Genomic DNA, 20,123 nt, shown 5'->3' with positions numbered 1-20,123 from the left:
CGTCTGCCGAGGGCAGAAGGCGTGGCGCCGCAGCGGTCACGCGCGCGAGGCTCGATCCATGACCACGGGGACGGGCTTCAGCGGCGAGGTCGTCGAGTACTACGCCAGATACAGGCGCGGGTACCCGGACGCGGTGGTGCAGCGGATCGTGGACGCCTTCGCGCTCACCCAGGACGATCTCGCGCTCGACCTCGGGTGCGGCACCGGGCTGCTCACGTACGCCCTCGCAGGCCGGGTCGGGACGATGATCGGCATGGACCCGGAGCCCGACATGCTCGCCGCCGCTGCAGCAGGAGCCGCCACGCACCCGCCCGCGGCGGTCGCCTGGGTGCTCGGCTCGGACCGCGACCTGCCCACCGTCGGTCGGGCGCTGCGACCGCTCGGTGCGCTCACGGTCGCGGTCGCGATCCACTGGATGGACCGGGCCACCCTGTTCCGGGTGGCCGGACCGCTGCTGCGCCGGGGCGGCGGTGTCGCCGTGGTGACCAACGGGGCCCCGCTGTGGTCGTACGACGCCGACTGGTCACGCGAGCTCGCGGCGTTCCTGCGCGACCGGACCGGCCGTCCGGGCGCCACCTGCCAGACGGACGTGGATGGCCGACGCCTCACCCGGGACGCCCTGGAGGATGCGGGCTACGACGTCACCGAGACGACCGTCGACTACACGGCAACGCTGAGCGTCGACGCCGTCGTCGGCGGCGTCCTGTCGGCGATGACCCCGCCTCCCGCTCGGGAGCGCCGGGGGTTCGTCGCCGAGCTCGAGCGGAGGCTGCAGCCCTACGCGCCCCTCACCGAGGAGGTCCACGTGACGCTGCAGCTCGGGCTCCCGCGGCGACCCGGTGCCACGATGTCCGCATGAGGATCAGGCGGCAGGTGGTGGTGTTCGACGCCCTGGACGTGGGGGTGGAGAGCGCGTTCTGGGCGGCCCTGCTCGGAGGCACCGTGTCGGTCGAGGAGGACTGGCACTCCGTTGTCGTCGACGGCGAACCGCGGATCGACGTGCAGCCGGCGCCGAACCACGTGCGTCCCGACTGGCCCGACGGCGAGCCGCAGCAGGTGCACCTCGACCTCTACGTCGACGACATCCACGCGGCGCACGAGCACGCCCTGGCCGTCGGCGCGGTGCTGCTCCAGGCGGCGACGGACTTCTCGACCCCCGACGGGTTCCAGGTCTACGCCGACCCAGCCGGCCACCCGTTCTGCCTGTGCTGGGGGCCGTGAGCTAGCCGTCGGCGATCGTGACGGCAGGCCTCGGGCGCGTGTCGACCGTGAGCCGGAAGATGTCCGGCCGGTGGTAGTGCCCGGTGGGGTCGAACAGGCGGCGGGCCGCGCGGACCTGGGCGAGGTCGATGTCGGCGGTCAGGATGGTCTCCTCGTGGCGGGCGGGTCCCGCGAGCAGCTCGCCGTTGGGCCCGACGATCACGCTGTTGCCCGGCTCCACCCAGCCACCGTCGCCCTCCTTCACGGTCCAGACCTCGTCGCGGCGCGGGAAGTCGGCCGGGAGCTGGTCGATGTGGGTGCACGGGTTCGCCCCGATGACGTAGCAGCGGCCCTCGCGGGCGATGTGGCGCAGGGTCGCGACCCACCCGTCACCCGTGGCGAGCGTGGGAGCCGTCCAGATGTCGACACCTTGCGCGTACAGGTAGAAGCGCGCCAGGGGCATGTAGTTCTCCCAGCACGTCAGCCCGCTGAGGCGACCGAACGGGGTGTCGACGACGGGCAGCGTCGACCCGTCGCCCATGCCCCAGACCGTGCGCTCCGACCCGGTCGGCATGAGCTTGCGGTGCTTGCCGAGCAGCCTGCCGTCGGGTCCGAGGTAGAGCGTGGTGTTGTAGATCGTCGCGCCGTGCGGCTCACGCTCCTCGACGTTCACCACGACGTAGACGCCCGCGGCCTCGGCGGCGGCGCCGAGCGCCTCGGTGACCGGGCCGGGGACGACCACGGCCTGGTCGACGAGGAGGGCGAACCACTCCTCGTCGCCGTCCCAGATGGGCCTCGAGTCCATCCAGATCGGCGTACCCGGGATGAACACCTCCGGGAAGACCACCAGGTGGGCGCCGTCCGCGGCGGCCTTCTCGATCAACTGCACCGCCTTGTCGACGCACGCCTGCTGGTCCAGGAGCACGGGAGCGGCCTGGATCGCGGCGACGCGGGTGAGAACCATGGGCGGAACCCCTTCCTCACAGGTCGATGTGGACCAGGACGGGTCGGTGGTCCGACCCGGGCTCCCCGCGACGGGCGTTGGGGTCGTCGGTGATCGACGGGGTCGGCCCGGCACCGTCGGTCGTGACCGCCCCGTCGCCGACCCGGCCGACCAGGGCGTGGCTGACCAGGATGTGGTCGATCAGCTCCTTGCGGCCTCGGTACTCGCGCGAGAACCGCTGCTCCTCGGGGATCCGGGCGGCCAGGTTCCACAGGCGCTGGCGGTCGCCGAGATCCGGTCGGCCGAACCCGCCGGTGCCGATCTCCGAGCCGGTCGGGCCCAGGAGGATCTGCGTCGTGGCCGCCTGCGGCTCGTCGTTGAGGTCGCCCAGCACGACGACGGCCGCACCGTCGACGGCGGCCAGCCTGCGGGTTGCGGCCGCACGCACGGTGACCGACTCGGCCGAGCGGCGGTGCAGCGCGTACGCGCCGAACCGTGCCCGCTCGCCCTCGTCGCCGGTCGAGAAGCGGCCACCCGGGAACGTCAGCAGCTTGGACTTGAGGTGGCATGCGATGAGGTCGATGCGGCGGCCGGCCACGTTCACCCGGACCTGGAGCGCTGCCCGCCCCATCGTCGAGCTGGACACCGCGGTGTCGTCGACCTGGATCGGGCGCAGCCCCGGCGGGAACGCGGTCCACTGGCGCACGGAGGTCAGCGGGAGGCGGGACAGGAAGCCGACCCGGATGCCGCGACGGTCGGGCGCCGCCGTCGCCTGGTGCCACGTCCCGCCGACGCGCTCGGCGAGGTCGGTCAGCGCCGCCTCGTCGCCGACCTCCTGCACCGCCAGGACGTCGGGGGCCATCGTGGCGATGACGTCGGCGAGCGACGAGAGCTTCGCCTGGTACGCGGCGCCGGTCTCGGGTCCGGCGGCGTCCCCAGGAAGGTAGAGGTTCTCCAGGTTCCACGTGCAGATCCGCACCATGGCCGACCACCCCCTCGGGTCACCTCGTGTCTACTCCTCCACGGAATCGGTCGACAAGGGGCGGCCCGACCCGAGCCGCCGGTGGGCGGTCCGGGCGAGCGTGGCCGGGTCGAGGGCACAGTCGAGCCCGACCCCGGGCTCGTCCGGCGCGAGCGCCTCGAGGGTCGCGAGCTGGGTGTCGAGCAGGGACACGGGCATGAAGTGGCGCTCGCGGGCTCGCATGCGGGACGCCAGCTGGTCACGCGTCCCTTCCAGGTGCACGAACCGCACGTCCGGGACGGCGTCGCGGAGCAGGTCCCGGTAGGCGCGGCGCAGCGCGGAGCACGCCACGACCGCCCCGTCCGGGTGGGCGGCGAGCTCGAGGCCCACGAGCCGGAGCCACGGCCACCGGTCGGCGTCGTCGAGCGGTGTCCCGGTGGCCATCTTCGTGAGGTTCACCTCCGGGTGGAGGCTGTCGGCGTCGAGGAAGGGGACGCCCAGCCGGTCGGCGAGCAGCTCTCCGACCGTCGACTTGCCGCAGCCGGAGACGCCCATGACCACGACGTGGCTCACCAGTCGTGCACCGTGCCGTCGGCCAGGCGGTTGTACGGGAGGTACGCCACCTCGTAGGGGAACCTGCCGGCCTCGTCGACGTCGAGCTCCACGCCGAGGCCGGGAAGGTCGCCCGGGTGCAGGTAGCCGTCGGTGAACGTGAACGACTGCTGGAACACGGCGTTGGTCTTGGCGCCGTGCTGCATGTACTCCTGGATGCCGAAGTTGTGGATCGCCATCCCCACGTGCATCTGCGCGGCCAGGCCGACCGGTGAGATGTCCGTCGGGCCGTGGAACCCGGACTTCACCTGGTACTGCGCGGCGTAGTCCATGACCTTGCGCAGCGGGCTGATGCCCACGAAGTGCGTCGAGGCGGCCCGGACGTAGTCGATGAGCTGTTCCTTGATCAGCGCCTGGAAGTCCCAGACCGTGTTGAAGATCTCGCCGATCGCCAGCGGCGTCGTGGTGTGCTGACGGACCAGGCGCAGGGCCTCCTGGTTCTCGGCCGGGGTGCAGTCCTCGAGCCAGAACAGGTCGTACGGCTCCAGGGACTTGCCCAGCTTGGCCGCCTGGATCGGTGTCATCCGGTGGTGACCGTCGTGCAGCAGGGGAAGGTCGGGACCGAACTCGTTGCGCACGGCCTCGAACACGGTGGGCAGGTGCCGCAGGTACGCGCGGGTGTCCCAGTCCTCCTCGGCGGGGTAGGCGCCGCGCTGGGCGGGTTCGTGGTCGTACCGCTCCTCCCCCGTGGACTGGGCGGCGATGCCGTAGATCGACTTGAGGCCCGGCACACCGGTCTGCACGCGGATCGACCGGTAGCCCTGCTCCTGGTGCTCCCGGATGGAGTCGAACAGGGCCGGCAGCGAGGTCCCCGGACGCGTGGCCGTACGCCATCAGACCGTCGCGGCTCGCTCCCCCGAGGAGCTGGTAGACCGGCATCTGCGCGGCCTTGCCCTTGATGTCCCACAGGGCCATGTCCACCGCGGCGATCGCGGCCATGGTCACCGGTCCGCGGCGCCAGTAACCGCTGCGGTAGAGGAACTGCCACGTGTCCTCGATGCGGCTCGCGTCGCGACCGATCAGCAGGGGCGCGACGTGGTCCCGCAGGTAGCTGACGACGGCGAGCTCGCGGCCGTTCAGGGTGGCGTCGCCGAGCCCGGTGAGGCCTTCGTCGGTGGTGATCTTCAGGGTGACGAAGTTGCGGTTCGGGCTGGTGACGATGACGTCGGCGGTGACGATCTTCATGGTCGGGCTCCTGCGGGGATGGGTGAGGTGGGACGGCGGACGGCGAGCCGCTCGGACACGTGCCGGGCGAAGACGTCCTTGCGGGCGAGACGGGGGGCGATCGCGTCGAGCACGAGCACGGCGCGGGCGGAGCTGCCCTGACCCGGCAGGCGTGCCACCAGGTCGGCGGCTCCGGGGTCGGAGACGGTCCCGTCGAGGTGGTCGATCCACGCGGCCACGACGCCGGCGCCCGCCGGACCGACCGGCAGCCCGGCGACTGCTCGCGCCTGGGCGACGGCAAGGATGCGGACGGGGAGCTTGACGGACCCGTCCTGGGCGATCTGCGCGAGCCGGTGCTCGATGCGGGCGTTCGCGAACCGCTCGCGCAGCGCGGCGGTCGCGTCGTCCGCGGGGAGCGTCAGGACCTCGGCGGCCTCCGACCACAGCCGCTCCAGCTCGGTGCGGCACGACGGGTCGGCGAACGCGTCCGCGACCGTGGTCAGTCCGCGCGCCAGACCTGCGTAGGCGAGCAGGGAGTGGCCGGCGTTCAGCAGCCACAGCTTGCGGCGCTCGTACGGCTCGAGGTCGTCGACGAACCGCGCCCCGGCGGCCTCCCAGCGCGGCCGGCCCGCGGGGAAGTCGCCCTGGAGCACCCACTCGCTGAACGGCTCGGTGACGACCGGCGAGCGGTCCTCCCGCCCGGTGAGCTTGCGGACGACAGCCCGGTCGGTCTCGGTCGTGGCGGGCGTGATGCGGTCGACCATTGTGGACACGAAGGAGACGTGCTGCTCGATCCACGACGCGAGCGACTCGTCGATCGCCGACGCCACGTCGAGCGTGACGCGGCGAGCCACCAAGCCGTTGTCCGGCAGGTTGTCGCAGCTCACGATCGCGATCGGCCCGGAGCCTGCCGCCCGGCGTGCGCGCAGGCCGTCGACGAGGCGGCCGGGGGCCGCGACCGCACCGCGGCCGGAGCGCAGGTGCACGAGGTCGCGGGCGACCTCGTGGTCGTGGAGGTCGAGCGCACCCGTCGACGTGCGCCGGTACCCGGCCTCCGTCACGGTCAGGGTGACGACGCCGACCTCGGGCCGGCGGAAGTACTCGCGCCACGCGTCGGCGTCGGCACCGTCGTGCACCGCGACGAGCGCGTCGATCGTCTCGGGCGCGTCGCCGTCGGGTGAGCGGACCAGCAGCGTGTACCGGCCGTCCTGCCGCGCGAGCACCTCGGCTGCCGCGGCCGACCGGCCGGTGAACGCGGCGACGCCCCACCGCTCGGCGGTGCAGGACTCGTTGGCGCGCTGGGTGTACCAGAGCAGGTGCGCACGGGCGAAGGCGCCGAGCCCCAGGTGGACGAGGCGCACCGGTGCGGGGGGCTCGGTTCGCTCCCAGCTCGTCGGGTCGGGCACGGCTCCACCTCCTGGTCGTCGGACCGTCGTCGGCCCTTGACCATTCAGCGCTCTCCCGCACCCCAATGGCAATCGATTGCCATGACTTGTCCTACGACGCGGCCACGGACCGTCGTCGCCGCGCGCGTCTCGCCGTCGACTCCCGGATCACGAGCTCGGCCGGCAGGAGCGCGGGCCGGACCTGCGGTGGCGTGCGGGACGCCATCCCGGCGAGCAACGTCTGCACGGCGTAGCGCCCGAGCGCTGCCAGCGGCGCCGCCACCGTGGTCAGCGCCGGCGAGCACAGCTCGGCGCCGAAGATGTTGTCGAAGCCGACGACGCTCACGTCCCGCGGCACCCGCACCCCCACCGCGGCCAGTCCGCGCATCAGCCCGATCGCGACGAGGTCGTTGTAGGCCACGACCGCGGTGACCGCCGAGTCGGCGACGACGGGCGCGACCCCCGTCCCACCGACGAGTGTCGGGGCCACCGGGCCGAACCGCTGCACCCGGACGTCGAGCGCCTCGGCCGCATCGCGCATCGCCCGCCAGCGCATGCCGTCCGCCCAGGAGGCCTCCGGCCCGGCCACGTACCCGATGCTGCGGTGCTCGAGGTCCACGAGGTGCTCCATCGCCCGGCGGGTCCCGCGGGCGTTGTCGGTGATGACGCTCGGGATGCCGGTCAGCACGCGGTTGAGCACGACGGTCGGCCGCTGCTGCGCCATCACCCGGATCGCCGAGTCCGACATGCGCGACGTGCCCAGCACCACCCCCTCGACGAGGGGCAGCGCGCGTTCGAGCGCCTTGCGCTCCACCGCCGCCGACTCGTACACGTCCGCCACGAGCAAGGTGTAGTCGGCCGCGTTCGCCGCGAGCTCGGCCCCACGGATGATCTCGAAGTAGAACGGGTTGGTCACGTCGGAGACCACCAGGGCGAGCAGGGACGTCTTCCCCGTGGGCAGCGCCCGGGCCAACGGGTTCGCCCGGTAGCCGATCTCCTCGGCGACCTTGCGGATGCGGGCGGCGGTCTCGGCGTTGACGCGGCCCGGACGGGAGAACGCCCGGGAGACGGTCGACGGTGCGACGCCGCAGGCCTTGGCCACGTCGTAGATCGTCGGCACCCGGTGCTCGTCCACGTCTCGACGGTAGGGACTGCGACAAGTCATGGCAACCGCTTGTCGTCCCGTGATCACGGGTCCTCAATGGTGCTACCGGCCGGTGCGCAGATGCTCAGCCGGCGATGAGAGGAGAGCACCGATGCTTCGTCCCCAGGACACCGCGAGCCGCGAGCGCAAGACGCTGAACGGCTTGTGGGACTTCCGCCTCGACGCGACAGGCGCCGGTCGGCGTGAGGGCTGGCACGGTGCCCCGCTGACCGCCGCGCAGGCCATGCCGGTCCCCGCGAGCTACAACGACGTGCTCGTGGGGACCACCGGCCGGGACCACGTCGGTGACGCCTGGTACCAGACCTCGGTCCGGGTGCCGCGCGGCTGGGCCGGTCAGCGCGTGGTGCTGCGCTTCGACTCCGCGACGCACGCCGCGGTCGTCTGGGTCGGCGACACCGAGGTGGCCCGGCACGAGGGCGGGTACACGCCGTTCGAGGCCGACGTCACCGAGCTGGTCTCCCCCGGCGACGAGGTCCGCGTCACCGTGGTGGTGAACAACGAGCTGACCTTCCAGACCATCCCGCCGGGCATCGTGCACGACACCCCGCAGGGTCGTCGGCAGCAGTACTTCCACGACTTCTTCAACTTCGCCGGCCTGCACCGGTCGGTCTGGCTGTACGCCACGCCGACGACGTACGTGGACGACGTGGTCGTGGTCACCGACCTGCAGGGCACCTCCGGCGTCGTCGCGTACGACGTGACGGTCGCGGGCGGGTCGCAGCACAGCGTCCGGGTGACCCTGCGCGATGCCGACGGCCGCGTCGTGGCCATCGCCGAGGGCTCCAGCAACGAGCTGACCGTCCCGGACGTGCACCGGTGGGAACCCGGCGCCGGCTACCTCTACGACGCGCAGGTCGAGCTCCTCGACACCTCCGGGACGCCCTTCGACAGCTACCACCAGAGCGTCGGCATCCGGACGGTCGAGGTGCGCGGGACGCAGTTCCTCATCAACGGCGAGCCGTTCTACTTCCAGGGCTTCGGCAAGCACGAGGACACGGCCGTGCGCGGCAAGGGGCACGACGACGCCTACCTGGTGCACGACTTCGAGCTGCTCGACTGGATCGGCGCCAACTCGTTCCGGACCTCGCACTACCCGTACGCCGAGGAGGTGTACGACTACGCGGACCGCAAGGGCATCGTCGTCATCGACGAGGTCGCGGCGGTCGGGCAGAACATGGGGCTGGCCGGCGGGATCTTCGGCGGGCAGAGCTACACCACGTTCTCCCCCGAGACCGTGAACGACGTGAGCCAGGAGGCGCACAAGCAGGCGATCCGCGAGCTGGTGGGCCGGGACAAGAACCACCCGAGCGTCGTGCTGTGGTCGATCGCGAACGAGCCGGAGTCCGACACCGACGCGGCGCGCACCTACTTCGAGCCGCTCTTCGCGCTCACCCGTGAGCTGGACCGCAGCCGGCCCGTCGGCTTCGTCAACGTGATGCTCGCGCCGCACGGCGAGTGCAAGGTCTCGGAGCTCGGCGACGTGATCATGCTCAACCGCTACTACGGCTGGTACGTGAACACGGGCGACCTGGTCGCCGCAGAGTCCGCCTGGCTGTCCGAGATCCAGCAGTGGGCCACGGACGGCAAGCCGATCATCATCACCGAGTACGGCGCCGACACCGTCGCCGGCGTGCACTCCCTGACCCCGCAGCCGTGGTCCGAGGAGTACCAGGTCGAGTACCTGGAGATGAACCACCGCGTGTTCGACGCGGTCGACGCCGTCGTCGGTGAGCAGGTCTGGAACTTCGCGGACTTCGCGACCTCCTCGACCAGCGTGTTCCGGGTGGACGGCAACAAGAAGGGCATCTTCACCCGGGACCGCCGCCCGAAGGCTGCCGCGCACGTGCTGCGCCGCCGCTGGACCTCCAAGCCGTGACCACCCCCAGCACCGTCGCGTCCGCGCGGCCCGACCGAGGAGTCGACATGACCAGCACCGTCGCTGTCTCCGACCCGATCACCACCCCTGCCAGCACCCCCAAGCTGAGATTCCGTTCCTACCTCGGCTACGCCGCGGGCGACGCGGGCAACAACCTGGCGTTCTCCATGACGTCGATGTTCCTGCTGCTCTACTACACCGACGTCGTCGGCATCTCGGCCGCAGCCGCGGGGACGCTGTTCCTCGTGGTGCGGGTCTGGGACGCGTTCGCCGACATCTGGGCCGGCCGGCAGGTCGACAAGACGATGACCCGGTGGGGCAAGTTCCGGCCGTTCTTCCTGTTCGGCTCCCTGCCCCTGCTGCTGCTGTCCGTGGCGACCTTCACGGTTCCCGGCGGGCTCGGGGGCACGGGCAAGCTGATCTACGCGTACGCCACCTACGCGCTGCTCGGCCTGGCCTACAGCCTGGTGAACATCCCGTACGGCTCGCTGGCGTCGGCCATGACGCAGGAGCCCGTGGAACGCGCCAGGCTGGCGAGCTTCCGCTCGATGGGCACGGCCGCGACGATCATCGCGCTCGCGTTCATCGTGGCCCCGCAGATCAAGAGCTCCGACAACCTGCAGCAGTCGCTGACGCTGACGACCCTGCTCTTCGTCGTCATCGGGTTCGGGCTCTACATGCTGCTCTTCTCGACGTCGAAGGAGCGCGTGGCCCGCGACGTGGCGCACGTGACCCTCAAGCAGAGCATGGCCACGCTCAAGGGCAACCGCCCGCTGCTGATGCTCTGCCTGAGCGCGCTGTCGTTCCTGGTCGGCATGTTCACGCTGCAGACCGTCCAGGCGTACTACGCCCGCGACGTGCTCGGCGACGCCAACTACTTCATCATCCTGACCGTCGTGAGCACCGGCGTCATGTTCGTCGTCGCCGGCTTCATTCCCCGGATCGTGCGCGCCGTCGGCAAGAAGCCCGCCTACCTGAGCGCCAGCGTCCTGGCCATCGTCGCCGCGGTCGGCATCGCCCTGACCCCGTCGACGAGCCCCGGGCTCGCGATCGTGTTCTTCGGGATCTACGGCGTCGGCCTCGCCGCCGTGAACACGCTGATGTGGGCGTTCGAGGCCGACACCGTCGAGTACGGCGAGTGGCGGACCGGGGTGCGGACCGAGGGCACCACCTACGCGGTCTTCTCGTTCACCCGCAAGGTCGGCCAGGCCGTCGGTGGCGCGGCTGCCGCGTACGGGCTGGGCTTCGTCGGGTACGTGGCGCAGCAGGAGGTGCAGAGCCAGGCGACCCAGGACGGGATCCGCTTCATCGCCGGCTTCGTCCCCGCGGCGTTCATCCTGGTCGGCGTCCTGATCATGGTCTTCTACCCGCTGACCGAGACCCGGTTCCGGTCGATGGTCGCCGAGGTCGCCGCCCGTCGCGCAGCGCGGGAGGACTGAGACGTGCCGACGCTCACTGCACAGGCCCTGCGCCTGCACCCCGACCGGCTGCTGCCCACCGCGCCCGAGGTGCGCTCGATCGCCCGCCGCCTCTACGACGAGGTCAGCGACCTGCCGATCCTCTCCCCGCACGGGCACGTCGAGGCGCGGCTGCTCCTCGAGGACCGGCCGTTCGCCGACCCGACGACCCTGCTGGTCACGCCGGACCACTACGTCACCCGGCTGCTCCACGCGTCCGGCGTGCCGCTCGACCAGCTGGGCGTCGGCCAGGGACCACTGTCGCCCGAGGCCGCCCGCGAGGCGTGGCGTCTGCTCTGCACCCACTGGTCCGTGTACCGCGGCACCCCCGTCAAGTACTGGCTGGAGAGCGCGCTGGTCGACGTGTTCGGCCTCGACGTGCGGCCGAGCGCCGCGACCGCCGACGTGCTGTACGACGGGATCGCCGACCAGCTCGCCCGGCCGGCGTTCCGGCCGCGCGCGCTGTTCGACCGGTTCCGGATCGAGGTCCTCGCCACCACGGACGACCCGGCCGACGACCTGGCCGCGCACGCGGCCCTGCGCGCCGACCCGTCGTTCACCGGTCGGGTGGTCCCGACGTTCCGGCCGGACAAGTACCTCGAGGTCGGCCGCCCCGACTGGGCGCGTGACGTCCTGCACCTGGGCGCGGTCGCCGGCGTCGACACCGGGTGCTACGCCGGCTGGATCGTCGCGATGGAGGACCGCCGCACCCACTTCCGGCGGCACGGCGGTGTGTCGACCGACCACAGCCACGAGGACGTGGGGACCGAGCCGCTCGACGCGGCGCAGGCCGAGCGGATCTACCACGCAGCCCTGGCCGGGACCGTCGCCCCGGACGAGGCGACGGCCCTGCGCCGGCACATGCTGCTGGAGATGGCCCGGATGGCGACCGAGGACGGCCTCACCATGACGCTGCACCCCGGGGTGCGCCGGGGACACCACCGGCCGACGGGCGCACGGTTCGGCCCCGACACCGGTCACGACCTGCCGCTGCCCGGCGCCTTCACCGACGCCCTGCGTCCGTTGCTCGACCGGTACGGCACCCACCCGAACCTCACTCTCGTGCTCTTCACGCTCGACGAGTCCGTGTTCTCCCGCGAGCTCGCGCCGCTCGCTGGCTTCTACCCGTCGGTGTACGTCGGCGCTCCGTGGTGGTTCCTCGACGCCCCCGACGCGATCCGGCGGTGGCGCTCGGCCGTCTCCGAGACCGCCGGTCTGTCCCGGACCAGCGGGTTCATCGACGACACCCGGGCCATCTGCTCGATCCCGGCCCGCCACGACATGGCGCGCCGGCTCGACGCCGGCTACCTCGCGGGGCTGGTGGCGGACCACCGGCTCGACGAGGACGAGGCGGCCGACGCCGTGGTGGACCTGGTCCGCGGCAGGCCTACCGAGGTGTTCGGCCTCTAGGCCCGCTCGGCGACCGGGGCGTCCAGGCGCTGCGCGGCGAGCCACTCGAGGGCCACGTCGGCGACGTCCCGCCACCCGGCGTCGATCGTCAGCGAGTGCCCGCGGCCGGGGAACTCGTGGTACTCGGTGATCGAGCTCGGGTTGTCCTCGTACATCTTCGCCACCTCGAGGGTGACCGCCTTGGGCACCGTGTGGTCCTCGCTGCCGGAGGTGATCAGCAGCGGGCCGCGGACGGCGTGGTGGGTGTCGACCCTGGCGGGCGAGTTCCGCCGGAAGTTCGCCGTGGCGTCCTCGAAGAGCGGCCGGCCCGGCCCGGGGATGGTCCACGCCTCGAACAGCGCGTCGGACTCCTCCTCGGTCAGGGTGTTGCCGAAGCTGTACCGGAACTGCTTGGCCGTGAGCGAGACGGTCCGCTTCTTGTTCGCCGGGTTGCCCAGCACCGGGAACCCGGAGCGCAGCTGCGAGAAGGGCAGGGTCTTGACGCCCTTGATCGGTGCCGGGTCGATGGCGACGGCCGCGACGGCCAGGTCGTTGGCGAGCAGCTCCTGTGCGATCAGCCCGCCGAACGAGTGCCCGATGACGATCGGCTTGGCATCGAGCGTCTCGATGTGGTCGGCGTAGTGGTGGCAGATCTGCTCGATCCCGACGTCGTCGAGCGCGGCAGCGGCGGCCCGGGTCTCGGCGACGGTGTCCGCGTCACCGGGCCAGCCGGGCGCTGTCGGCGAGTACCCGCGCTCGGCGAACAGCTCCAGCCACGGCGCCCACGCGGACGAGTGGATCCAGAGACCATGGATGAACACGACGGGTGTGCCGGGCATGAGAGCTCCTTCGGGATCGTGGTCACAGCTGTTTGGTGAAACCGCCGTCGATGAGGAAGTCCGAACCGGTCACGTTGCCCGCCCGGTCGCTGGCCAGCAGCAGGACGAGGTCGGCGACCTCCTCCGGCTCGGTGAAGCGACCCGTGGAGAACCCGCCCGCCTCCTCGATGATCCGCCGCCGAGCCTCGTCGAGCGACACGCCCAGGCTCGCCGCGACCGTGGCCGCGACGCCGGTCTCGCCGAGCCACAGCGGCGTCGCGACCGGCCCGGGGCTGACCGTGTTGAAGCGCAGGCCCCGGGGGCCGAACTCCTTGGACAGCGACTTGGACAGGTTCCAGACCGCCGCCTTCGTGGCCGAGTAGTCGATGACCCCGGGGTCCGGCAGGTAGGCGTTGACCGAGCAGATCGTCACCACGGTGCCGCTCCCCCGGTCCAGGAGCAGCGGGATGGCTGCGCGCGTCGTGCGCACGGCGGCCATCAGGCTGAGGTTGAGGGTGGCGTGCCAGTCGTCGTCGCTGACGTCGAGGAAGCCGGTGGTGCGTGGCGTCACGGCGCCGACGTTGTTGACGACGACGTCCAGCCCCCCGAAGTGGGCGGCCCGCGACACCAGCTCTGCCGGAGCGTCGGCGTCGGCGAGGTCGATCGCGACCGCGAGGACCTGACCGGTGTCGGACAGCGCGACGAGCTCGTCGGTGACCGAGCGCGCCCCGGCCACCACCGACACGCCTTCCGCGACGAGTGCCCGCGTGACTGCGAGACCGATGCCCTTGCTCGCGCCCGTGACGACCGCGACCTTGCCCGCCAGATGGAGGTCCACGCACGCGACGCTAGACCTCGGGAGCGCCCGCTTCCTGGCCCTGCTGGTCCCCCCCATCACCCGCCAGCCGCTGCATCGCCGCCTCGCTGGGCGACCCCGGCTCCGCGAAGTAGAGGAACAGCGACTGGCCGTGCGAGTCGACCAGCGGCAGCCGCAGGAAGGTCAGCCGGAGCTCGCCGACGAGCGGATGGTGCAGGACGTGCACACCGTCGCCGATGCGGCGCACGTCCTGCCGCTCCCAGAGCTCCCGGAACATCGCGCTGCCGGCGGCGCCCGCCGCGACCAACGCCTCCAACCGGGTGTCTCCGGTACGCGCCTCGGCCGTGGCCCGCAGCAGCGCGACAGAACGGGCAGCCAGCGCCTCCCAGTCGTCGTGGAACCGGCGCTCCGCCGGATCCTCGAACAACGACAGCACGCTGTTGACGCCCGACCGGAAGTTCGGGTTGAGCCGTCGCGCCAGACGGTTGGACGCGAGGACGTCGACGTACCGGCTGTGGACGACCGCGGCGGTGAGCGGCCACGAGTCGATCAGCCACCGCGTCGCGTCGTGGACGACGTCACCCTGCTCGGCGGCACCGGCGTGCTCCGCCGGTCGCGCGAGCGCGTGGAGGTAGTCGGTGGCCACGGCGTCGAGCCGCAGCGCCCGCGCCAGCGCGTCGAGGACCTGGTCGGACGGGCGCGCATCGCGGCCCTGCTCGAGGCGCAGGTAGTAGTCGGTGCTGATGCCGGCCAGCACGGCCACCTCTTCGCGCCTCAGGCCGGGCACCCGTCGCGCTCCCGCGCCCACCACCAGCCCCACGTCGCTCGGCTGCAACCGATCACGTCGTGCGCGCAGGTAGTCACCCAGTGGGCCCGCAGCGGTCATAGCGCACGGTAGCGGTCAGGCGGGTGCAGGCCTCGTCGCCGGCGCTGCGACAGGCTCACCCGCTGCGGTCCGGTCCGCGATGTGACGCGCGACGACGGCCGCGTCGGCGCCCACACCGCTGACCATCGACGACGCCAGCGAGTGCTGGAAGAGCAGGCCGAGGAAGTACAGACCCTCCGCGGCCGTGACGCCGCGCTCGTGCACGGGACGCCCCTGGAGATCGAGCACGGGTACGTCGATCCAGCGGTGATCGGGGTCGAAGCCCGTGCACCACACGACGGTCGAGACGTTCATCGTGCGGCCGTCGTCGAGCACCGGGAGCCCGTCCCGGACCCCGGCGGTCCGCGGCACTCGCTGGACCCCGGCGGCGGACAGGTCGCGTGCCTTCACCCGGATCAGCGGACCGCTGTGAGCGAGCACGTCCGCACGGGCGCGACGGCCGATCGGCGTCCCGGTGGTCAGCACATGACCGAACGCCCAGAAGACCAGCCGGTTCAGGGGCCGGGCCAGCGGACGGGTGATCCGCCACGGCACCTGCCCGGGGTGCCGGCCGGACAGGAACGTGCGACGGGTCGCCGCCAGCTCGAGCGCGATGTCCGCACCGGAGTTGCCGGCGCCGACGACGAGCACGTCGCCCGGGCCGAGCAGGTCCGGTCGGCGGTAGGAACCGGCGTCGAGCTGGACGATGTCCGGGCGCAGCGCGCTCGCGTACTCCGGGACACGAGGAACGCTGTCGAACCCGGTGGCGACGATGACGTTCTGCGCGCGCCACGTCCCGGCGTCGGACTCGACGAGGTAGTCCGCCCCCGACCGCGACACCCGTCGCACGTGCACGCCGGTGCGTACGGGCAGGTCCGCCGCGTACGCCTCCAGGTAGTCGGCGAGCTCGTCCTTCGTCGGCAACGACCACGGGTCGCCCGGGAACGGGCGACCCGGCAGCGCGTCGTACCGGGCCGGCGTGAACAGCCGCAGCGAGTCCCACCGCCGGCGCCAGGAGCTCCCGACGCGCTCGCCGGCCTCGAGGACGACGTGCGGCAGACCCCGGGCCGACAGCTCGTGGCTGGCCGCGAGCCCTGCCTGACCGCCGCCGACCACCACGGTCTGCACGCTCTCGACGTCCACGTCTGCTCCCTCGCGCCCTGCTACTCTTTCATCCGAAGTTGGTTCGGACGAATCCCTGGAGGGTAAGGCGGATGTCGCAGGACGTCAACGGTGGTCGGTCGTACCACTCGCCCCGCCGCGCGGAGCAGGCGGCCGCCACGAGGTCCGCCGTCATCGGCGCCGCACGCGAGCTGTTCCTGCGCGAGGGCTACGCCGGTACCACGGTCTCCGCGGTCGCTGCCCGTGCACAGGTGGCCGTCGACACGGTCTACGCCGCCGTGGGACGCAAGCCTGCTCTGCTTCGCGAGGTGGTGGAGACGTCCATCTCGGGGACCGACCACGCGGTGCCGGCCGCGGAACGTGACTACGTGGTCCGGATCCGGCAGGCGGCGGGCGCCCGCGAGAAGATCCGGATCTACGCCGACGCCGTCGCCCAGATCCAGGGACGGCTGGGGCCCGTCTACCTCGCGCTGCGCGAGGCGTCGTCGACCGACCAGGACTGCCGGGAGCTGTGGACGACGATCTCGTCGCGACGGGCCGCGAACATGCGCGACTTCGTCGCGGACCTGCGCGTGACCGGCGAGCTGCGCGACGACCTGTCCGACGAGGACATGGCGGACATCGTGTGGAGCATGAACGGACCGGAGCACTGGGCGCTCCTGGTGCACGAGCGGGGCTGGACGACAGAACGCTTCGGGACGTGGCTCGCCGACGTCTGGACGCGCTCGCTCACCGTCACCGGCTGAGCTGCTCAGAAGCGGTACGCGGTCTGCCCGTGACCGCCGCCGAACGCCAGCACCTTGGCCGGCACGACCCGGTACACCCAGGCGCCCTCCGAGCCCCCACCGGAGTCGCTGCGCTCGACGAAGCGGTCGTCGCGGACGTCGAACGCCCAGTCCTCGCCGTACTTGGCGTACCAGGCGTCCGCCAGCGACTGCAGCGCGCCCGGCTCGGTGACGCGCACCGCCTCCCCTTCGAGCACCAGCTCGACGCCGGTGTCCCACCCGCCGGACCCGGTGCTGCCCGTGGTCACCGCCACGTGCGGGTTGGCGTCGAGGTTGTGCAGCTTCTGCTCGTGCGGGCCGGTGCAGAAGGCGAAGGCGCCGTCGTGCCAGACACCGACCAGCGGGACGGCGTGCGGGCGCCCGTCGGTGCGGACGGTGACGATCCAGTAGAGGCCTGCCTCCGAGAAGCGGCGCTCGATGTCGGTCCACGGTGGCGCACTGGCCGACGCGTCGCCGTACCTGGGGTCGATCACACCGGTAGGTCCTGCCTCACTCATGCGTTCCTCCTCGTACAACCCGGAGCCACACCACGCCGTGGGCCGGGACCGTGAGCCCGTCGCGCAGGTGGACGACGCCGCCGGCGATCAGGTCGTCGGCCGACGGGGGCAGACCCGAGAACGTCGTGGCGTCCACGTGCTGCGGATCGTCCGCCAGGTTGGCGACCACCAGGACAAGCGTGCCGAGCCCCGGCCGCTGGTACGCCACCAGGTGCGGGTTGTGGGTGTCGAACGTGATGAGGGCGTTGCCCGCGAGCTCGGGCGTGCGGCGGCGGACGTCGATCAGGTGCCGCAGCCGAGCGTAGATCCGCCCTGCGTCGGTGGACGGGTCGTCCCGCTCGGCATACCGGGCCGCCGGGTAGCGCGGACGGTTCACCCAGCGGGAGTCCTCGCCGTGGCCCGGCTCGTCCAGCGCGGCGTAGTCGTTGAGCTGGCCGACCTCGTCGCCGAGGTACAGCAGCGGCAGCCCACCGGTGGACAGCACGATCGCGTGCGCCAGCAGGATCCGGTCGACCGCACCCGCGTCGCGCGCCTCCAGGCCCGCCAGCGACGCCGTCGTGCCCGCGATCCGGCAGTCCCCCGTGCGCGGGTTGTCCTGGAACGGCACACCGCGCGCGAACGACCCGGGGAACCGGTCGACGAAGAACTGGTTGAGGAACCGGCGGTGCGCGGCGGCGTCGATGCCGAGCTCGGCGGCGTCCTCGTCGGCGAAGGTCCAGCCGATGTCGTCGTGGCTGCGCACGTAGCTCACCCAGGACGTCCCCGGCGGCAGAGCGTGCCGCCGGTCGATGGCCTGCTGGAGCAGGCGGCCGTCCCGCGTCGCCAGGCCGCTCCAGATCAGCGCCATCTTCAGCGGGTCGTAGGACAGCTGGCACTCGTCGACGGAGATGTACTCGATCACCTCGTCCGGGTGGACGATCGCCTCCGACTTGAACAGGACGGCCGGTGCGGCGATCCGGCAGACCGCGTTGAACGCCTGCAGCAGCAGGTGCGCCTGCGGCAGCGACTCGCACGACGTGCCGAGCTGCTTCCAGATGAATGCCACGGCATCCATCCGCAGGATGTCCACCCCCTGGTTCGCGAGGAACAGCATCTCCGCCGCCATCGCCCGGAACACCGCCGGGTTGGCGTAGTTGAGGTCCCACTGGAACGAGTGGAACGTCGCCCACACCCACCGCTCGCCGAGCCCGTCGGGCGTGGGGACCGGCACGAAGGAGCCGGGGTGGTCGTCGGGGAAGATCTCCCGCACCGTGCGCTCGTACGCGTCGGGCATGGTCCGGTCGGGAAAGATCCAGTAGAAGGCCTCGTGCTCGGGGTCCCCGGCTCGCGCCGCGCGGGCCCACACGTGCTCGTCCGACGTGTGGTTGAAGATGAAGTCGACGACGAGCGCGATCCCGTGCCGGCGCAGCTCGGACGCCAGGTCCGCCAGCTCCGCCATCGTGCCCAGCGACGGGTCGACCGACCGGTAGCTCGACACCGCGTAACCCCCGTCGGAGTTCTCCGGCGGTGCCTCGAACAGCGGCATGAGGTGCAGGTACGTCAGGCCGAGCTCCTCGAAGTACGGGATCCGGCTGCGGACCCCCGCCAGGTCGCCCGCGTACCGGTCCACGTACAGCACCCCGCCGAGCATCTGCTGGGACGTGAACCAGGCCGGGTCCGCCTCGCGCGCGGCGTCGAGCGCGTGCAGGTCGGCGGGTCGCTCCTGCCAGCTCGTCGCCAGCTGCCCCGCGAGCAGCGCCAGCTCGCGCGTCGTGGCGTCCCCCGACCCGTACACCTGCTCGAGGAGGCGTTCCAGCCGTCCGAAGTGCCGGTCGAGACGCGCCATCAGCGTGTCCCACTGCGCGTCGGTCGTCCGCGGCTGCCGCGCGGCGGCGACCGCGTCCGGCACCGCACTCCCCGCAGGACCGCTCACCAGAGGGACACCACGTCGGCCGGTCACCCTCGCAGACTCACCCGCCGGACCACGCCCGTCAACCGGGGAGCGCATGCGCATCTGAGCACCGGGTGCTGCGGACTAAGGTGTGGCCGGAGCAGCAACGGGGAGGCGGAGGACCGTGCCACGGTTGACGAGTGCCGATGTGGCGCGGGAGAGCGGCGTCTCACGGACGACCGTGAGCTACGTCCTGAACGGGAAGACCGGCGTCACCATCCCGGAGTCCACCCGGCAGCGCGTCCGCGACGCCGCCGCCCGCCTGGGCTACACGCCGTCGGCCGCCGCCCGGACCCTGCGCTCCGGCCGCAGCGACCTGGTCCTGTGCGTGCTGCCCAACTGGACCATCGGCCCGGTCATCGACACCCTGCTCGACCACCTGACCACCCGCCTGGCCGACCGCGGGCTGTCCGTCCTGGTCCACCAGTCGCGAGGCCCGCGACCGCTGTCCGAGCTGTGGCGGGCCGTCACCCCACGTGTCGTGCTCGGCCTCGCGCCCTTCGCGGAGGAGGACGAGCGCGCGATGCGCCAGGCCGGGATCCAGGTGGTCGGGAGCGCCCTGGACGAGATCACCCACCCGGGGACGTTCTCCGTCCCGCAGACGCGGATCGGCCAGCTCCAGGTCGAGCACCTCGCCGAGCGCGGCCACCGCGTCATGGGGTACGCAGCCCCGAGCGACGACCGGTTGGCCGCGTTCGCCGACCGCCGGCTCGCCGGTGCCGCCCAGGGGTGCGAGCAGCTCGGACTGCCCGCTCCCGAGGTCCAGGTGGTCGACCTGGACGTGGCGTCCGCCGTCGCCGCCGTCCGGAGCTGGCGCGCCGGTGCCGAGCCCGTGACCGCCATCGCGGCCTACAACGACGAGGTGGCGCTCGCGGTCCTGTCCGGGCTGCGCGCCGAAGGGCTGCGCACGCCGCAGGACGTGGCCGTCATCGGCGTCGACGACATCCCCGCCGCACGCCTCGCCGCACCGGCGCTCACGACGATCTGGCAGGCCATCGACGCGCAGGCCCGCTACCTCGCCGACGCCGTCCTGGCCGCGCTGGACGACTCGGTCGAGCCCCCGGCCCAGCCGGACGACGTCTTCCACGTCATCGCCCGCGACTCGACGTGACGCACCGCGGCCCGGCAGCGTGGAGA

At 72.2% G+C, this 20,123-nt stretch carries 18 protein-coding genes and 1 pseudogene; 7 read left to right on the top strand and 12 right to left on the bottom strand.

Going from position 1 to position 20,123, the window contains the following annotated elements; all coding sequences use genetic code 11:
* The first annotated feature begins 58 nt into the window (after positions 1–58).
* Together ASD16_RS06245 and ASD16_RS06240 are read left to right on the top strand one after the other, a co-directional pair.
* A complete protein-coding gene (locus tag ASD16_RS06245) occupies positions 59–859 on the top strand; it encodes a class I SAM-dependent methyltransferase (RefSeq protein WP_055914238.1) in 801 nt (266 codons plus the stop codon).
* Positions 856–1,221, top strand: a complete 366-nt coding sequence (locus ASD16_RS06240) for a VOC family protein (RefSeq protein WP_055914235.1) — start codon at positions 856–858, stop codon at positions 1,219–1,221. Before ASD16_RS06245 ends, ASD16_RS06240 begins: the two co-directional genes overlap by 4 nt.
* A gap of 1 nt (position 1,222) precedes the next feature.
* Here ASD16_RS06240 and ASD16_RS06235 read toward each other — a convergent pair whose 3' ends face one another.
* The 6 genes and pseudogenes from ASD16_RS06235 to ASD16_RS06210 all read right to left on the bottom strand — a co-directional run bounded on the left by ASD16_RS06235 (position 1,223) and on the right by ASD16_RS06210 (position 7,400).
* Positions 1,223–2,164 carry a carbon-nitrogen hydrolase family protein gene (locus ASD16_RS06235; RefSeq protein WP_055914232.1) on the bottom strand — a complete coding sequence of 314 codons (942 nt, stop codon included), beginning with the start codon at positions 2,162–2,164 and terminating at the stop codon, positions 1,223–1,225.
* Between the two features lie 16 nt (positions 2,165–2,180).
* On the bottom strand, positions 2,181–3,125 hold the full coding sequence (locus ASD16_RS06230; protein ID WP_200942862.1) for an endonuclease/exonuclease/phosphatase family protein: 945 nt from the start codon (positions 3,123–3,125) through the stop codon (positions 2,181–2,183).
* Positions 3,126–3,155: 30 nt separating this feature from the next.
* On the bottom strand, positions 3,156–3,677 hold the full coding sequence (locus ASD16_RS06225; protein ID WP_082570618.1) for a gluconokinase: 522 nt from the start codon (positions 3,675–3,677) through the stop codon (positions 3,156–3,158).
* Positions 3,674–4,901: pseudogene (manD, locus tag ASD16_RS06220) on the bottom strand (D-mannonate dehydratase ManD). The gene ASD16_RS06225 and the pseudogene manD overlap by 4 nt, the downstream one beginning before the upstream one ends.
* The gene (locus tag ASD16_RS06215; protein ID WP_055914229.1) at positions 4,898–6,286 is read right to left on the bottom strand and encodes a mannitol dehydrogenase family protein; all 1,389 of its coding nucleotides are present in this window, start codon (positions 6,284–6,286) and stop codon (positions 4,898–4,900) included. Before ASD16_RS06215 ends, manD begins: the two are co-directional and overlap by 4 nt.
* 91 nt (positions 6,287–6,377) lie before the next feature.
* Positions 6,378–7,400, bottom strand: a complete 1,023-nt coding sequence (locus ASD16_RS06210; RefSeq protein WP_235523128.1) for a LacI family DNA-binding transcriptional regulator — start codon at positions 7,398–7,400, stop codon at positions 6,378–6,380.
* 121 nt (positions 7,401–7,521) lie between these two features.
* On the opposite strand from ASD16_RS06210, the gene uidA reads away from it, so the two are divergent.
* Genes uidA through uxaC form a run of 3 tightly spaced genes read left to right on the top strand, consistent with a single transcriptional unit; the run spans position 7,522 to position 12,173 of the window.
* Entirely contained in the window at positions 7,522–9,306 is a 1,785-nt protein-coding gene (gene uidA / locus ASD16_RS06205) for a beta-glucuronidase (RefSeq protein WP_055914222.1), read from the top strand.
* Between the two features lie 47 nt (positions 9,307–9,353).
* Positions 9,354–10,745, top strand: a complete 1,392-nt coding sequence (uidB, locus tag ASD16_RS06200) for a glucuronide transporter (protein WP_055915807.1) — start codon at positions 9,354–9,356, stop codon at positions 10,743–10,745.
* Between the two features lie 3 nt (positions 10,746–10,748).
* A complete protein-coding gene (uxaC, locus tag ASD16_RS06195) occupies positions 10,749–12,173 on the top strand; it encodes a glucuronate isomerase (RefSeq protein WP_055914219.1) in 1,425 nt (474 codons plus the stop codon).
* Here uxaC and ASD16_RS06190 read toward each other — a convergent pair.
* From ASD16_RS06190 to ASD16_RS06175, 4 genes are read right to left on the bottom strand one after another with little or no spacing between them, the layout of a single operon-like run.
* A complete protein-coding gene (locus ASD16_RS06190) occupies positions 12,170–12,991 on the bottom strand; it encodes an alpha/beta hydrolase (protein ID WP_055914216.1) in 822 nt (273 codons plus the stop codon). The genes uxaC and ASD16_RS06190 overlap by 4 nt on opposite strands.
* A 22-nt stretch (positions 12,992–13,013) precedes the next feature.
* A complete protein-coding gene (locus ASD16_RS06185; protein ID WP_055914214.1) occupies positions 13,014–13,808 on the bottom strand; it encodes an oxidoreductase in 795 nt (264 codons plus the stop codon).
* Positions 13,809–13,818: 10 nt separating this feature from the next.
* Positions 13,819–14,673, bottom strand: a complete 855-nt coding sequence (locus ASD16_RS06180) for a helix-turn-helix transcriptional regulator (protein ID WP_055914209.1) — start codon at positions 14,671–14,673, stop codon at positions 13,819–13,821.
* Between the two features lie 15 nt (positions 14,674–14,688).
* Positions 14,689–15,795 carry an NAD(P)/FAD-dependent oxidoreductase gene (locus tag ASD16_RS06175; protein ID WP_055914207.1) on the bottom strand — a complete coding sequence of 369 codons (1,107 nt, stop codon included), beginning with the start codon at positions 15,793–15,795 and terminating at the stop codon, positions 14,689–14,691.
* Positions 15,796–15,866: 71 nt separating this feature from the next.
* Between ASD16_RS06175 and ASD16_RS06170 the strand changes: the two genes are divergently transcribed.
* Positions 15,867–16,520: a TetR/AcrR family transcriptional regulator gene (locus ASD16_RS06170; RefSeq protein WP_055914204.1), complete on the top strand. Its 654-nt coding sequence runs from the start codon at positions 15,867–15,869 to the stop codon at positions 16,518–16,520.
* Positions 16,521–16,525: 5 nt separating this feature from the next.
* On the opposite strand, the gene ASD16_RS06165 is transcribed toward ASD16_RS06170, so the two are convergent.
* Together ASD16_RS06165 and ASD16_RS06160 are read right to left on the bottom strand one after the other, a co-directional pair.
* Positions 16,526–17,056 carry a pyridoxamine 5'-phosphate oxidase family protein gene (locus ASD16_RS06165; protein ID WP_082570617.1) on the bottom strand — a complete coding sequence of 177 codons (531 nt, stop codon included), beginning with the start codon at positions 17,054–17,056 and terminating at the stop codon, positions 16,526–16,528.
* Positions 17,049–19,043, bottom strand: coding sequence for an alpha-amylase family protein (locus ASD16_RS06160; RefSeq protein WP_082570709.1), 1,995 nt, complete (start codon positions 19,041–19,043; stop codon positions 17,049–17,051). The genes ASD16_RS06165 and ASD16_RS06160 overlap by 8 nt, the downstream gene beginning before the upstream one ends.
* Positions 19,044–19,077: 34 nt before the next feature.
* On the opposite strand from ASD16_RS06160, the gene ASD16_RS06155 reads away from it, so the two are divergent.
* Entirely contained in the window at positions 19,078–20,097 is a 1,020-nt protein-coding gene (locus ASD16_RS06155) for a LacI family DNA-binding transcriptional regulator (protein ID WP_369817923.1), read from the top strand.
* Positions 20,098–20,123 lie beyond the last annotated feature (26 nt).

Source organism: Cellulomonas sp. Root485 (assembly GCF_001426705.1).
Taxonomy (GTDB): domain Bacteria; phylum Actinomycetota; class Actinomycetes; order Actinomycetales; family Cellulomonadaceae; genus Cellulomonas.
This window is presented reverse-complemented; position numbering and strand designations above follow the sequence as displayed.

Bases quoted from the DNA above. Each gene is read 5' to 3' on its own strand.
- ASD16_RS06235 (WP_055914232.1), bottom strand. From the start codon at position 2,164: ATGGTTCTCACCCGCGTCGCCGCGATCCAGGCCGCTCCCGTGCTCCTG.
- ASD16_RS06165 (WP_082570617.1), bottom strand. From the start codon at position 17,056: ATGAGTGAGGCAGGACCTACCGGTGTGATCGACCCCAGGTACGGCGAC.
- ASD16_RS06245 (WP_055914238.1), top strand. From the start codon at position 59: ATGACCACGGGGACGGGCTTCAGCGGCGAGGTCGTCGAGTACTACGCC.
- ASD16_RS06180 (WP_055914209.1), bottom strand. From the start codon at position 14,673: ATGACCGCTGCGGGCCCACTGGGTGACTACCTGCGCGCACGACGTGAT.
- ASD16_RS06230 (WP_200942862.1), bottom strand. From the start codon at position 3,125: ATGGTGCGGATCTGCACGTGGAACCTGGAGAACCTCTACCTTCCTGGG.
- uidA (WP_055914222.1), top strand. From the start codon at position 7,522: ATGCTTCGTCCCCAGGACACCGCGAGCCGCGAGCGCAAGACGCTGAAC.
- uidB (WP_055915807.1), top strand. From the start codon at position 9,354: ATGACCAGCACCGTCGCTGTCTCCGACCCGATCACCACCCCTGCCAGC.
- ASD16_RS06160 (WP_082570709.1), bottom strand. From the start codon at position 19,043: ATGCGCTCCCCGGTTGACGGGCGTGGTCCGGCGGGTGAGTCTGCGAGG.
- ASD16_RS06190 (WP_055914216.1), bottom strand. From the start codon at position 12,991: ATGCCCGGCACACCCGTCGTGTTCATCCATGGTCTCTGGATCCACTCG.
- ASD16_RS06240 (WP_055914235.1), top strand. From the start codon at position 856: ATGAGGATCAGGCGGCAGGTGGTGGTGTTCGACGCCCTGGACGTGGGG.
- ASD16_RS06170 (WP_055914204.1), top strand. From the start codon at position 15,867: ATGTCGCAGGACGTCAACGGTGGTCGGTCGTACCACTCGCCCCGCCGC.